Raw genomic sequence first — 14,381 nt, forward strand, 5'->3', positions numbered from 1 at the left:
TAACCTCCAACAGGCCTTGTTGGACGCATCTTGCCTGCACCGAAGTCCCTGTCATACACGAAAAAACGACCTAACAAGATAAAAGCAAACGACTTAGGGTTGAACTATTGAAAAAGATCCTATAAGGGACTACCTTCAGAAACAGTAAAAAATAAGGGGTATCCGATCTTCATATCGGATACCCCTTAGTACTTATTGATTTATTAAATATTAATACAGGCGCACTACATGACCTTTTGCTCAATCTTAGTTAAATATCACTAATCCTTACAGAGAAGCGGACCTAAGCCAAAAGCAATATAAAATGAAATCATATTAGCTATCAATCACCAGATTTAAGCTCGATCATCGGTGTTATGCGTTCTAAAATATCAAAAGCGACCTCCGCCATCTTATTCCCTTTATTGTCCAACAATGGGTTTACTTCGACAATCTCCAGACAGCCAACTTTTTCGGAACGTATGATTTCTTCCAATATCAGGACGATTTCCTTTGGCATAAACCCCTTGGGAACAGGCGTCCCAGTACCGTCTGAGATCAATTCGCTATCCATGCTATCCACATCAAAAGAGATATAAATCATATCGCAGTCCTGCAAACGGATCAATGCTTCAGCCACACAGTCTTCAATTCCTCGTTGGCGAATTTCTTCGACACGGTAATTTTTAATTCCCAAATGCGCAATCAAAAGATCTTCTGGTTCCTCAGTATCCCTGACACCAAAATAGATTAAACTCGCTGGTTGTATCTTTTCTGCCGGACCGGCAATACGCTTCAGCTTATTCCAGAATTCCTGCGTTGATTGATCAATTTCATTAATTTTACAGGACAGGTTATCTTCATTCAACATGGCTGCCAAGGGCATGCCATGCATGTTGCCAGAAGGTGTCGTATAAGGCGAATGAATATCTGCATGGGCATCTACCCAAATCACACCCAATTTTTTATCGGGATAAGCCGACTTGATACCGCTGATTGTCCCCATTGCCGAAGAATGGTCACCCGAAAATACCAAGGGGAAATTACCAGCCGACAGACTATCTTCCACTGTAGAGGCCACCTGCTTACATTGTTCGTAAATCTGTTGGATATGTTTACCGAAAGGATGGTTATCATTTTGGTAAATGGAACTATTTCGTGTAGGCACATCCACAAAGGGATAATTGATAAAATACTGACTTCCCTTGTTGATCGCCGCAATCTCAATAGCATCTATACCAAGGTCAGAACCTCGGGTACCCGCACCAATATCCGATCTATTTTTGATCAATTCAATCATTTTCTTCATCGCGCAGTCACATTAGTCAACGATCGTTCGATTATCTCCAGGCAGCTGTCAATCTGACTTTCCGTAATGACCAATGGCGGCGCCAAACGGATCTTGTTGCCATGGGTAGGTTTTGCCAAAAGACCATTTTCCTTAAATTTCAGGCAAATATTCCAAGCTAGATCACTCTCTTCGCTAGCATTGATCACAATAGCTGTCAATAGTCCTTTGCCTCTGACTTCGGTAATCATATCCGATTTAGCCGCAATTTTTCGTAACCCCTCCAAAAACAGATCCCCCATTTGACGGGCATTGTTGATCAGATCTTCATCCAGTACAACCTGGAGCGCTTCCATCGCTACCGCACAGGCCAGTGGATTACCACCGTAGGTAGAACCATGCTCGCCCGGTTTGATACATAACATAATCGCATCATCTGCCAATACCGCTGAGACTGGCAATACACCTCCAGACAGCGCTTTTCCCAATATCAATACGTCCGGTTTACTCGCACTGTCCGCATCATCAATGGCATAAGAAGCCAACATGCTTCCAGTTCTTGCAATACCTGTCTGGATTTCATCCGCAATAAAGAGTACATTATAGGTTGTACACAACTGGCGTACACGTTTCAAATAATCTGCATCCGGAACCACAATTCCTGCTTCACCCTGAATCGGCTCAACAATAAATCCGGCAATATTTTTATCCTGTTTAAACAAGGCTTCCAATGCCGCAATATCATTGTAGGGCACCAATGCAACTCCCTCCACGAAAGGACCAAAATCGTTGGTTGCAGTCGTATCGTTTGAAGCAGATATCACCGAAATGGTACGTCCATGAAAATTATCTTTGGCAAAAACTATTTTAGCCTGATTTTGAGCAATACCTTTGACCTGATATGCCCATTTGCGACAGAGCTTCATCGCTGTTTCAACAGCCTCAACACCCGAGTTCATAACCAAAGCTTTATCGAAACCAAATAGCTTACAGATCATTTCCTCAAAATCACCCAGCTTATTGTTATAGAAAGCACGTGAAGTCAAAGTCAACTTCTGAGCTTGATCTGTCAACGCAGCAATAATACGTGGGTGACAATGCCCCTGATTGACTGCTGAATATGCCGACAGGAAATCAAAATAAGACTTACCATCAACATCCCATACCATCACACCTTCTGCCCGTTCCAACACAACCGGTAAAGGGTGATAGTTGTGTGCTCCATATTTTTCTTCCTTGGCAATAAATGCCGCGCCGTTTCCTTGTTTAGATACAATACTCATAATTTGGATTTTATTTCAAATAATAACAAATATACAATTTTTACTATTTTTAAGGTAAAATAATAGAATTTAACACTAAATTAGCATTAAAATATTAAAATTAACTTTTAAACCTACATAACAATGAACGGCATAGATGAATTTGACCTTCAAATTTTAAAATATCTGGATGCGGATGGCCGAATGGCGTACTCGGCTATTGCAACAGCATTAGGCGTATCCAATACCATGATCCATCAACGTATCAATCGTCTCATGGAGCAAGGGATATTAACAGGCATAAAACCCGTATTAGATGAAAAAAGATTAGGTTATGATTGGGGGGCTTTTACGGGGCTCAGTCTGGAAAAAGATCATGATTCAAGTCGTATCATTGCCGAGCTGAAAAAGATTCCTGAAGTTACGGAATGTTATTACATCACTGGAAACTACACCTTATACGTAAAGATTATCGCCAAAAACCATGAACATATGCGTCAGTTGCTTTATGAAAAAATTGACAACATTCCGGGCATCGCAAAGACAGATTCTCTTATCGAATTAGGATGTGCATTTAAACGCAATATTATCCTTTAACAACAATAGCAAGCTCAACTGGTCTCGGATCTCAGACAGCAATCTTGGATTCAAGACCTTGTTATTGTTTTCCGATATTTGCCAGCTCCTCCTCTGTCCAATAAATAAGTTCCCGTAATACAAACACATTTTCATAGCTTCCCAATCCATCTATATAATCCCACAGATTGCCTTCAACTTTAACCGGCCTGCCATGGTGCAGTATATCATACCCATTATCCAACCAATTTTGTATCTGCTCTTTATCCATCTTTATATGATCTTATTGTTAATATTTATTTAAAACGATTACTTCAAATATAAGGCATTTTTGTCAGGGAAATAAGTCTCCGGATAAGAAAATTCAAATTCTATACTTTATTAAAAAACAACATATCAGCGACAAGTTTTCAGTTCGAATTAGGTAATTTTAGGATTAAATAAAGTATATTCGTATAAAACCAAATTGTATAATTATGGCAGATTTTTTCTATGTTGGCTATGAAGGTGAAGATGAATTACTCGAACTCGTAGCTGTATCGACCATCCAATCGCTACTGTATTTTCAGGACGCCGATCAAGAAGATTTTACGACAATAAAAACGGCTATCGATCAAAACTTCATTGTGGAAGAAGATCTGATCACCGTAGCCGACGCCCTGAGACTGGATCAATCCATCGTACGTTTTACACCCGGAAAACCAAATTACAAAGATTAGAGATTCTGATGTAAAACTATTGCTTATCATAGCAGTATTGCTGTCCCGATTGACAGAGATAGCCTGTCGTTCATTTGATGTAAAACAAAAAAAATCAACAACATGAGAGCAGTTTTAATTGGTGGTTCCGGTGCAACTGGAAGAGTACTTGTTCATGAACTATTAAAGTCTACTGATTTCACCGAAGTCGTCGTCCTCTTACGTCGCAAGAGCTTTGATGAACAACCCAAATTACAACAGATCATTATAGACTTCAGTAAACTCCAAGAGTTTGAACAGGAGATTCACGGCGATATTGCTTTTTCCTGCCTGGGTACCACAGTCAAAGATGCAGGTAGTAAAGAAGCACAATGGAAGGTAGATCATGACCTTAATCTACAGTTCGCAGCACTGGCCAAGAAAAATGAAATCCCCTGCTTTGTATTACTTTCGGCGGTCAACGCAGACGCTGAATCAAAGATTTTCTACAATCGGATGAAAGGGAGTCTGGAGCAACATGTGAAAGCGCTAGATTTTGGTAAACTTATTATTGTACAACCCGGCGGCTTGATCCGTCCCAATACAGATCGTTTAGGTGAAAAGATCGGCATAAAGACATTACGCGCTTTTAACCGTATCGGCCTTTTTAAGAGTTATGAAGCGCTACCCGTTGCCACAGTTGCCCAAGCGATGATACAGGCTATCCAGACTCACAAAGAACGCGTCAATATCATCTCGGTAGAAGATATCAAACAGCTATCAGACACTACGAACCAAGGGTAACGTAAAAAGTATTCATAACAATGAATTAACAATAAGCTAATTCGGGCTTATTAATTTGCCGTCATTTATTTTATTTATCACACTAATGAAAAAACGCTTTTTATTCCTTTTTCTCTTTGCTTTTATTTATGTATTTCCGGCTTTTAGCCAAGAAGCAAAATATATCTTTTTCCTCATCGGTGACGGAATGGGACTCAATCAAGTCAATCTGACCGAAATACACCGTGCCGAACTGCAGCAAAAAAACAGTACGGTACCTTTGGTTTTTACGCAGTTTCCCCATGTTGGTTTTGCTTCCACGCACTCCCAATCCAACGGTGTTACCGATTCTGGTGCTGGCGGTACAGCTCTTGCCGTCGGTAAAAAGACGAAAAATGGTGTTATCGGAATGGACAGTACCGGAACAGTACCACACAAAAGTATCGCTTATGCAGCTAAGGAAAAAGGAAAGAAAGTCGGTATCATCACGAGTGTGAGTATAGACCATGCTACACCTGCTTCGTTTTACGCCCATCAGCCCGACCGGGATATGTATTACGAAATTGGCAAAGAAATTATCAGCTCCAATTTTGACTTCTTTGGTGGATCCAATTTCCTAAAACCCGAAACAACCTTTGATAAACAACCCGCTCCTTCCCTTTTCCCCTTATTTGAAAAAGCAGGATATAAAATTCTAAAGGGAAAAGAGGCCTATACGCAACATCCCCGCAAGTCTGACAAAATCATCCTTATGAATACAGACGGCACTGCAACAGATGCGCTAAAATATGCCATAGATCAAAAACCATCTGACCTCAAGCTAGCGGATATTACCGCTGCTGCAATCCAATCTTTAGAACAAAACAATAAAAATGGATTCTTTTTGATGGTTGAAGGTGGAAAAATAGACTGGGCCTGCCATGCAAATGATGCTGCTACCACCATCCAGGAAGTATTAGACTTTAATTCAGCGGCAGAACTTGTATATGAATTCTACAAGAAACACCCCAAGGAAACACTTATTGTGGTCACTGCTGACCATGAGACTGGTGGATTGGGCATCGGCAACGGTAGCTCTACTTTAAAGACAAAATTACTGGCTAATCAAAAATTATCGCATGCCGAGCTTTCAAATGAAATTGGTCACCTGCGCAAAAACAAAGCAAATGCAACTTGGTATGACTTAAAAAATCTGCTTTCTACGCATACAGGCCTGTATAACCAAGTAAAAGTCAATGCGGATGACGATAAATCGCTACAGGGAGCTTACCAACGCAGTTTCGTTGACCATCAGAATGAAACAGCAAAAAGTTTGTACGCCAGTGATGACAAAATCGCGGCTTTAAGCATTGCCATACTAAACCGTATGGGATCAATTGCTTGGGCTTCCAACAACCATTCAGCAGCTTATGCACCCGTTTATGCCATTGGTGCAGGCGCAGAACAGTTCAACCAAAAAATGGACAACACCGATATACCGAAGAAAATAGCGATAGCTGCCAAACTAAGCTTAGACTAAAAACAAAAAAATCCCCAAGAAATTCTTGGGGATTTTTTTGAGCCTCTTATCGGAATCGAACCAATGACCTACTGATTACAAGTCAGTTGCTCTACCAGCTGAGCTAAAGAGGCTTTTTAAATGAATTTTAATGAGTATCGCTCAAAGAGCCTCTTATCGGAATCGAACCAATGACCTACTGATTACAAGTCAGTTGCTCTACCAGCTGAGCTAAAGAGGCTTTTTAAATGAATTTTAATGAGTATCGCTCAAAGAGCCTCTTATCGGAATCGAACCAATGACCTACTGATTACAAGTCAGTTGCTCTACCAGCTGAGCTAAAGAGGCTTTTTACTTCTTTTCAATCTTAAAACGACCTCCGTTTTAAGATGCTGCAAATATCGAAAGCCTAAATCAAAAATGCAAGTCCCTCGCTATAATTTTTACCCGCTTTGACGCCAAATATTTAAAAATCAACAGCATTATTTTTTAATACTGAAAATTTGTCATGAATCAATAAATATCAATGTCATTTTTTCCGAATTATCACGTAAAACCCGAATGGCACTTCAATTGTTATACCCCTACATATCAACAAAACTTTAATTAAGCGATACAGAATGAACTTTAACAATTACACAATCAAAGCCCAAGAGGCTATACAAAAAGCGTCGGAGATAGCTGCTGAAAATCAGCAACAGGCCATCGAGACAGCACATATATTAAAAGCATTACTTACTGTAGATGAAAATGTTGTCAGTCACCTATTAAAGAAATTGAACGTCAACATCCCCTACCTTGGCGCTGAGCTTGATAAGCAAATCGAGAGCTTCCCTAAAGTAAGCGGAAGCAATATCTATCTGAGCAGTGATGCAAACAACGCTTTACAGAAAGCACAAGGATATCTCAAAGAATTCAACGATGAATTTGTATCGGTCGAACATGTACTACTGGGTATATTGGCCACTTCAGACAAAACCTCATCCCTACTGAAATCACAAGGGGTGACGGAAAAAGATCTTAAGACGGCCATTAAAGAATTGCGGGGCAATAGTCGCGTGACTGATCAAAATGCGGAAGCAACTTACAACGCACTTGGAAAATATGCCCGTAACCTAAATGAATATGCCGAATCCGGCAAATTAGACCCGGTCATTGGCCGTGACGAGGAAATCAGACGTGTCATGCAGATTCTTTCACGACGTACCAAAAACAACCCCATACTCGTTGGCGAACCCGGGGTTGGTAAGACCGCTATTGCGGAAGGAATCGCCTATCGGATTATCAAAGGCGACGCACCAGAGAATCTAAAATCCAAAATTGTATTTTCTTTGGATATGGGCGCCCTGGTTGCCGGAGCTAAATATAAAGGTGAATTTGAGGAACGCTTGAAAGCTGTTGTCAAAGAAGTAACCGATTCCAATGGTGAGATCGTCCTTTTCATTGATGAGATCCACACCCTGGTTGGTGCTGGTGGTGGTGAAGGCGCTATGGATGCCGCAAACATCCTGAAACCTGCCTTGGCCAGAGGTGAGCTACGTGCAATTGGAGCAACCACGCTCAACGAATATCAAAAATACTTTGAAAAAGACAAAGCTTTGGAGCGTAGGTTTCAAAAAGTCATGGTGGAAGAGCCAGACACGCAAGACGCCATCTCCATCCTACGGGGATTGAAAGAACGTTATGAAACACACCATAAAGTGCGTATTCTCGACGAGTCTATTATTGCTGCCGTGGAGTTATCACAACGTTATATCGCGGATCGTTTTTTACCGGACAAAGCCATCGACTTAATTGACGAGGCGGCATCCAAATTACGTTTGGAGATGGACTCTGTACCAGAGGCCGTAGACGAACTGGAGCGCCGTATCATGCAATTGGAAATCGAACGCGAAGCGCTGAAACGTGAGAATGACGACAAAAAGGTGCAGGAACTTTCTGAAAGCATTGCCAACTTATCTGCTGAACGCGACACCCTGAGAGCTTCATGGCAGGAAGAAAAAAGCCTGGTGGACAATGTGAACCAAGAAATTGAAAACATTGAAAACTATAAACTTGAAGCCGAACAGGCCGAACGTTCAGGTGATTATGGTAAAGTAGCTGAATTACGTTACGGACGGATCAAAGAAGCACAGGAAAAAGTGGAGAAACTGAAAGCTGAACTGGCTGAAAAACAGGAAAGCAAGCGTATGCTCAAGGAAGAGGTAACTTCAGAAGATATTGCTGATGTCGTTGCCAAATGGACCGGAATACCTGTCAGCAAAATGATTCAGTCTGAACGTGAAAAGCTGCTGAACCTGGAAGAGGAACTTCACAAACGGGTTGCGGGTCAAGATGAAGCCATTGAAGCGATCTCTGATGCAATCCGCCGTTCAAGAGCAGGACTGAATGATGCGAAACGCCCAATAGGTTCATTCATCTTCCTGGGTACAACCGGGGTCGGAAAAACCGAACTCGCAAAAGCCCTGGCTGAATTTCTATTCGATGATGAACAATCTATGGTGCGTATCGACATGTCCGAATATCAGGAAAGGCATGCCGTATCCCGTTTGATTGGCGCGCCTCCTGGATATGTTGGTTATGATGAAGGTGGTCAGCTTACAGAAGCCGTACGCAGACATCCTTATTCGGTCGTATTATTGGATGAAATTGAAAAAGCACATCCGGATGTATTTAACATCTTGTTGCAGGTATTGGATGATGGTCACCTAACAGACAATAAAGGCCGTACAGTCAACTTTAAGAACACAATCATTATAATGACCTCTAATACAGGATCACATATTATCCAAGAGAATTTCAGTCATTTGGATGATGACAATAAAGAGGAGATCATTGCAAAAACACGTACTGAAGTGTTTGACCTACTCAAACAGTCGATCCGTCCAGAATTCCTGAACCGTATTGATGAAGTGATTATGTTTACACCATTGAGTAGAGATGAGATTGGTGATATTGTTCGACTTCAATTTGTGCATGTCCAAAAACAACTGGCCGAACAAAATATCTTTATAACAGCCTCGGATGAAGCGATGGATTGGTTGGCACAACTCGGATACGATCCGATCTATGGTGCTAGACCATTGAAACGTGTCATTCAGAAACGTATTCTGAATGAGTTATCCAAAGAAATCTTATCGGGCAAAGTCAGTCGCGATTCGATTATCAGATTGGATGTGTTTGATGGAAAATTCGTCTTTATCAATAAACAGGAAGATTGATAATTGATAGCTTATAGTGATGAATAATCATAAAAGCCCCGCTAATGAAGTGGGGCTTTTATTCTATAAACTAGTATATTACTATAAGCCAACTATAATTTAATTCCAAACTCCTACTGTTTTCAGCAATTTCTTCACATCGTCTTCCCCGTCAAGATGCTGCACTAAGGTCCTCGTTTTTGCATCATAAACATAAAGAGAAGGATAATTACTTGGGCTGAATTTTTCTATAAACTGTGTTCCCGAATCAAACAAAAATTTCACATTGGGAGCAGTTTTCAATGCTTTGGCATGCATATTAATAAATCCATCCACATAAGGTTTGTCGTTCATGGAGATAAAATAAAAACTAACGTTTTTTAGCTTTTGTAAATTCTGTGCAATGCCCGCCCCCATTTTCTGACAATGGCCACAGCCCGGATCATAGAAGTCCAAAACGATATAACCTGTCCTGGGCAATTTGTCCGAATTGAATTTGCCCGACCCATAGACCTCATCAAACGTAAATGCTGGAATTGTTTTTGGAGCCTGCGCAAATAAGGGTTGAAAAAGAAAAAATGCACATGCAAAAAATACGGAACAAAGTAACTTCATGTTAAAGAATTTTAAACTGAAAATGAATATTCAATTAATTTTGATCAATAATACCTAAAAATGCGGTTCTATTCGTCAATATTTTAGTTTTTTTGCAAAAAATGCGTAAGTTTGGACTAATTTTTAAATCGATCAAATCTATTAACACTCATTAATCGTGAAAAAACGAATTGCCATTTTTGCTTCAGGTTCAGGGTCCAATGCTCAAAAAATAATGGAACATTTCAAATACTCAGATGAAGTTGAGGTTGCGCTGATCCTGTCCAACAACCCTGATGCTTATGTTATTCAACGCGCTGACAATTTTGAAATTCCAGCCCATATATTTGATCGCAATGAATTTTACAACACGGACAATGTCGTTAACATCCTTAAAAATTTGAATATTGATCTGATCGTTTTGGCAGGTTTCCTATGGCTTGTTCCAAACAATCTTTTAAAAGCCTATCCAAATCAGATCATTAATATCCACCCTGCTCTCCTACCTAAATATGGTGGCAAGGGCATGTATGGCGACCATGTACATAAAGCTGTTTTGGCCAACAAAGAAGAAGAGCATGGCATTACCATTCATTTTGCCAATGAGCACTTTGATGAGGGCGAGATTATTTATCAAGCAAAATTTAAGGTAGATGCGGGTGATACCCTGGATATTATTAAGTTCAAAGGACAGCAATTGGAACACCAGCATTTCCCGAAAGTAATTGAGAACCTAATCAAAAAAATGTAAAAACAACATTTTTATTTAGAATTATTTTAAACAAATTGTAACTTTGTCTCATGAACGAAGTTATTGAATCCTTTGTGGAACAGTGTGAAGGCGAGGGCAAAGCAAGCCCATTTCAATTTAGAAGTGCCGCAATGAATCCTTTTTCCGATTTTTCCTGTGTTTGTTTCAAAAAATGCTGTAAAAAATACAAAGAAGGGAAACGTTGCAAGAAGTGTCCAGGCCGAAAAAAATAGGCTGTTATTACTTTTATCTAGGCTTACTCCTCTAGATAGTTCAGATCCTTATCAAAACTTTCTTCGAGTTGTGTCAGTGAATACATCGCAATACCAGAAAGTACCAAGACCATCGTAATTGCCGCTGGGACAATACCAAACGAATCCACCAAAAGTCCATAGACCATTGTTGATGGTATCAAGGCACCTCTGACAAAATTAGGTGCTGTGGTAGCCACAGTTGCCCGCAGGTTGGTCCCAAATTGCTCCGCCGAAATAGTCACAAATGTGGCCCAATACCCTACTCCTAGCCCCATGACAAAAGCCAAAACTAAAAATTTATTGGCTGTAATTCCAGTACTCAAAAGATACCATAACGAACTACCGATAATAATCAACTGACAAATAAAAACCACCTTTTTCCGAGATTTTAGAATCTGCGCAAACACACCCGCTAACACGTCGCCAATAGAAATTCCTATATAAGCAAACATCACCCCTTTACCAGCGCTCAGGGTCTCTGATGCTCCTAGTGCTTTTCCTATTTCTGGAGCCTGCGTGACCAACACTCCCACCACAAACCAGATTGGCAAACCTATACAGAGACAATTGATATAGCGCTTCAATCGGCCTTTATCGGTAAAAAGCATCCTGAAATCACCTTTCGGAACATCCTTTTTATCCTGTTCCTTAAATAGCCCCGACTCAAAAGAACCAACACGCAATAGCAACAACAATAAGCCCATTCCGCCACCAACAAAATAAGCTGTACGCCAATTGAATTCCTCCGAAACAAAGTAGGCTAAAATAGCGCCCAATACCCCAACACTGGCAACTAGCATCGTTCCATAACCACGCTTTGACTTATGCATGCTTTCCGAAACCAAGGTGATCCCCGCTCCCAGTTCCCCAGCCAATCCAATCCCCGCTATAAACCGGATAATTCCATACTGCCACACATCCCCTACAAAACCATTTGCAATATTCGCTAAAGAATAAAGTAAAATAGAACCAAACAGCACCTTTAAACGTCCGTATTTATCACCGATAATCCCCCAGATAATCCCTCCAAGCAACAAACCGCCCATTTGCATATTAAGAACAAATTCGCCTTTTACCCGCATCTGTCCTGTCGGCACCCCGATATCTGTAAAGGATTGAATGCGGACAATAGAAAAAATAATGAGATCATAGATATCGACAAAATACCCCAACGATGCGATCGTCACCAATAGCCATACCTTCTTGCTTTCAGCCTGTTTATCTTTTAATGTTGACATTTTAGGTTCTTTGATGCCGTAAAAATACCATAGTGAAATAAGAAAACCAAGATTTCGAAAAATAATCCGGTACATTGTTCTATTTTTGTATCATGAGATACAGTCCGCGTGCATTAACATGGCTATTGCGTTTTTACCCTCCTTTTTTATTTCAGGGAATTTGGGTAAAAAAAATTAGTCCCGGCTTTAAAGGAGCCGAGGTGAAAATTTACAAGACTCCGTTTAATATCAACACCAATAAAACCTTATTTGGTGGAACAATTTTCGCTGCTGCAGACCCGATATTTCCGATCCTGATTGATCAGTATCTTCAAAAAACAGGTTTTAAAAAAACCGTAGCTTGGCTCAAGTCATCTCGGATTGATTTTAAAAAACCCGGCAAAACGAGTGTGTGCTATTCTGTTCAACTTTCTGACGAACTATTGGACGAATGCACCCAAACCATTCGCACGAAAGGCAAGATTGTCAAAAACCTGAGTCTGGAAATAAAAGATAAAAATGATGAATTATGTGCTGTAGTACATTGTGAAACCTACATTCGTGACTTGAATTTTACATTCCCGGATAGAAATCGAAAGGTCGAGCAATAAGAAATTGATATCTTTGTCCAATTACCAAAAAAAATAGAAACATGAACAAAATCGCTTTCATGGCTATCGCATCCTTGGCAATAGCGGCATGTGGAACCACTGGCACAAACAATGTAAAGGTTTTACAAGATTCAACAATCAAAATCCATGATGAAATCATGCCTCAGATCGCTCATTTTGACCGCGATGCAGTCAAAATAGACTCTATCTTGAATAATCTAAAAACACTTAAAGCTGCTAAGGCGGACTTAGACACCACAGCAACAAAAAAGGAACTTGGTTTATTGAAAGCCAATCTGGAGAGTGCAACAGACCATATGATGGACTGGATGAAAGCATATAAACCCGACAGTACCGATATCAAATATTTTGAAGTCGAATTACAAAAAGTATCAGACATGAAGAAAATATTTGATGCTGTCTCCAAGGAGAGCCAAGATAAATTAAAGAACTTCTAGGCGAGCCGCGCTGCTCACTACTTCCTTACAGCAGGATAGAAAAGCCCAATAGGGTAAATTGATAATAAAAGAATACAAACGGATGAAATCTATAATTAAACTTTGTTGTGCTACGGGCCTATTGTTTGGTTTATTTTCTTGCAAAAACACGAGCCAGTCCAACTTACCAATTTATGGCGAACGGGAAGCCGTCGAAAAAACAGTTGATGGAAAACAAGTGATAGATACGGTTTATCATACCATACCGGCATTTAAGTTTTTGAATCAGGATAGTGTGATGATCTCAGAGAAGGATTTCGAGGGAAAAGTATACATCGCAAACTTCTTTTTTACCCATTGTCCAAGTATCTGCCCGACAATGAACCGTAATTTGCTCAAAATCTATACACAATATAAGGACAATGATGCGGTCCGTTTTTTGTCCCATAGTATAGATTTTAAATATGACCAACCTTACGTATTGAAAGATTACGCAAATAAATTAGGCGTAAGCAATGACCATTGGCAATTTGTTTCAGGTACAAAGGCAGATATATATGGTATAGCCAACCAATATATGGTTTACACGGCTGAGGATAAAAATGTACCCGGAGGTTATGATCACCAAGGTTATCTTGTCTTGATTGACAAAGATAAACGCATCCGTGGCGCTTATGACGGCACTAATGATGAGCAGGTAAAAAAACTAATGGATGACTTACCAAAGCTATTGAACGAAGCTAAAAAGTAATATGCGGACCCTCTTAACGACCTTCTTTATTATCGGATGCCTATTATCGGCTTTGATCGGCTGTCAAAGCGAAATTGATATTAGGACAGCACAATACACGGTAAATGGTCAAAAAGTGTATATAACACATTGTCAGAATTGCCATGGCGAAAAAGGAGAAGGATTGGGGAACCTCTACCCACCGCTCACAGACACCAAGTTTTTGAAAAAAAATCACCAGAAGCTTGCCTGTATCGTTAAACATGGAGCAACAGGGGAACTTGAGGTCGCAGGCAAGAAATTCAATAACACGATGCCAGCTTCAAATCTTTCCGCTGTTGATATTGCTTATGTACTGACCTATATCAATACAAAGATCAATAAGGGCAAGGAAATATTTCCCTTAAATGAAGTGGAAAAACAATTAAAAAATTGTCAATAAAAAAAGGAACTTGTATAAAGTTCCTTTTTTTATGAGGCCTAATGCCAAAAAGCCACGTTAAATCCAGCCGACTAAAAAATAA

Annotated in this window: 15 protein-coding genes and 3 tRNA genes; 10 read left to right on the plus strand and 8 right to left on the minus strand. The window is 40.1% G+C overall.

Annotated features, from left to right (window positions below):
- Nucleotides 1–322 precede the first annotated feature (322 nt).
- Together rocF and rocD are read right to left on the minus strand one after the other, a co-directional pair.
- The gene (rocF, locus tag OGI71_RS07960) at nt 323–1,288 is read right to left on the minus strand and encodes an arginase (RefSeq protein ID WP_282254864.1); all 966 of its coding nucleotides are present in this window, start codon (nt 1,286–1,288) and stop codon (nt 323–325) included.
- Nucleotides 1,285–2,550 carry an ornithine--oxo-acid transaminase gene (gene rocD / locus OGI71_RS07965; RefSeq protein WP_282254865.1) on the minus strand — a complete coding sequence of 422 codons (1,266 nt, stop codon included), beginning with the start codon at nt 2,548–2,550 and terminating at the stop codon, nt 1,285–1,287. The genes rocF and rocD overlap by 4 nt, the downstream gene beginning before the upstream one ends.
- Before the next feature lie 123 nt (nt 2,551–2,673).
- Here rocD and OGI71_RS07970 point away from each other — a divergent pair, with 123 nt between their 5' ends.
- Nucleotides 2,674–3,126 (plus strand): Lrp/AsnC ligand binding domain-containing protein, encoded by a 453-nt coding sequence (locus OGI71_RS07970; RefSeq protein WP_108631878.1) that lies wholly within the window; start codon nt 2,674–2,676, stop codon nt 3,124–3,126.
- A 61-nt stretch (nt 3,127–3,187) separates the two neighbouring features.
- On the opposite strand, the gene OGI71_RS07975 is transcribed toward OGI71_RS07970, so the two are convergent.
- Entirely contained in the window at nt 3,188–3,376 is a 189-nt protein-coding gene (locus OGI71_RS07975) for a hypothetical protein (protein ID WP_120257934.1), read from the minus strand.
- A gap of 205 nt (nt 3,377–3,581) precedes the next feature.
- Here OGI71_RS07975 and OGI71_RS07980 point away from each other — a divergent pair, with 205 nt between their 5' ends.
- The 3 genes from OGI71_RS07980 (at nt 3,582) to OGI71_RS07990 (ending at nt 6,084) form a co-directional block, all read left to right on the plus strand.
- Nucleotides 3,582–3,824 (plus strand): hypothetical protein, encoded by a 243-nt coding sequence (locus tag OGI71_RS07980; protein WP_282254866.1) that lies wholly within the window; start codon nt 3,582–3,584, stop codon nt 3,822–3,824.
- A gap of 102 nt (nt 3,825–3,926) precedes the next feature.
- Complete coding sequence (locus OGI71_RS07985; RefSeq protein ID WP_282254867.1) at nt 3,927–4,586, plus strand: NAD(P)H-binding protein; 660 nt, start codon at nt 3,927–3,929, stop codon at nt 4,584–4,586.
- Nucleotides 4,587–4,671: 85 nt separating this feature from the next.
- Nucleotides 4,672–6,084: an alkaline phosphatase gene (locus OGI71_RS07990; protein ID WP_282254868.1), complete on the plus strand. Its 1,413-nt coding sequence runs from the start codon at nt 4,672–4,674 to the stop codon at nt 6,082–6,084.
- Between the two features lie 40 nt (nt 6,085–6,124).
- On the opposite strand, the gene OGI71_RS07995 is transcribed toward OGI71_RS07990, so the two are convergent.
- The 3 genes from OGI71_RS07995 to OGI71_RS08005 all read right to left on the minus strand — a co-directional run bounded on the left by OGI71_RS07995 (nt 6,125) and on the right by OGI71_RS08005 (nt 6,411).
- A tRNA-Thr gene (locus OGI71_RS07995) sits at nt 6,125–6,197 on the minus strand.
- Between the two features lie 34 nt (nt 6,198–6,231).
- Nucleotides 6,232–6,304 (minus strand) — tRNA-Thr (locus tag OGI71_RS08000).
- A 34-nt stretch (nt 6,305–6,338) separates the two neighbouring features.
- Nucleotides 6,339–6,411 (minus strand) — tRNA-Thr (locus OGI71_RS08005).
- A gap of 272 nt (nt 6,412–6,683) precedes the next feature.
- On the opposite strand from OGI71_RS08005, the gene clpB reads away from it, so the two are divergent.
- Complete coding sequence (gene clpB, locus OGI71_RS08010; RefSeq protein ID WP_282254869.1) at nt 6,684–9,284, plus strand: ATP-dependent chaperone ClpB; 2,601 nt, start codon at nt 6,684–6,686, stop codon at nt 9,282–9,284.
- A gap of 99 nt (nt 9,285–9,383) precedes the next feature.
- On the opposite strand, the gene OGI71_RS08015 is transcribed toward clpB, so the two are convergent.
- Nucleotides 9,384–9,878 carry a thioredoxin family protein gene (locus OGI71_RS08015; RefSeq protein WP_282254870.1) on the minus strand — a complete coding sequence of 165 codons (495 nt, stop codon included), beginning with the start codon at nt 9,876–9,878 and terminating at the stop codon, nt 9,384–9,386.
- 157 nt (nt 9,879–10,035) lie between these two features.
- Between OGI71_RS08015 and purN the strand changes: the two genes are divergently transcribed.
- The gene (purN, locus tag OGI71_RS08020) at nt 10,036–10,608 is read left to right on the plus strand and encodes a phosphoribosylglycinamide formyltransferase (RefSeq protein ID WP_120257940.1); all 573 of its coding nucleotides are present in this window, start codon (nt 10,036–10,038) and stop codon (nt 10,606–10,608) included.
- A 256-nt stretch (nt 10,609–10,864) separates the two neighbouring features.
- Here purN and OGI71_RS08025 read toward each other — a convergent pair whose 3' ends face one another.
- Nucleotides 10,865–12,100, minus strand: coding sequence for an MFS transporter (locus tag OGI71_RS08025; protein ID WP_282254871.1), 1,236 nt, complete (start codon nt 12,098–12,100; stop codon nt 10,865–10,867).
- Nucleotides 12,101–12,192: 92 nt separating this feature from the next.
- Between OGI71_RS08025 and OGI71_RS08030 the strand changes: the two genes are divergently transcribed.
- From OGI71_RS08030 to OGI71_RS08045, 4 genes are all read left to right on the plus strand, one after another.
- On the plus strand, nt 12,193–12,690 hold the full coding sequence (locus tag OGI71_RS08030; protein ID WP_282254872.1) for a DUF4442 domain-containing protein: 498 nt from the start codon (nt 12,193–12,195) through the stop codon (nt 12,688–12,690).
- A gap of 41 nt (nt 12,691–12,731) precedes the next feature.
- Nucleotides 12,732–13,148, plus strand: coding sequence for a transposase (locus OGI71_RS08035; protein ID WP_282254873.1), 417 nt, complete (start codon nt 12,732–12,734; stop codon nt 13,146–13,148).
- A gap of 82 nt (nt 13,149–13,230) precedes the next feature.
- Nucleotides 13,231–13,878, plus strand: a complete 648-nt coding sequence (locus OGI71_RS08040; protein ID WP_282254874.1) for an SCO family protein — start codon at nt 13,231–13,233, stop codon at nt 13,876–13,878.
- 1 nt (nt 13,879) lies between these two features.
- Nucleotides 13,880–14,299, plus strand: a complete 420-nt coding sequence (locus tag OGI71_RS08045; protein WP_282254875.1) for a cytochrome c — start codon at nt 13,880–13,882, stop codon at nt 14,297–14,299.
- Nucleotides 14,300–14,381: the final 82 nt, after the last annotated feature.

Origin of the sequence: Sphingobacterium sp. ML3W (genome assembly GCF_029542085.1) — a bacterium.
GTDB lineage: Bacteria > Bacteroidota > Bacteroidia > Sphingobacteriales > Sphingobacteriaceae > Sphingobacterium.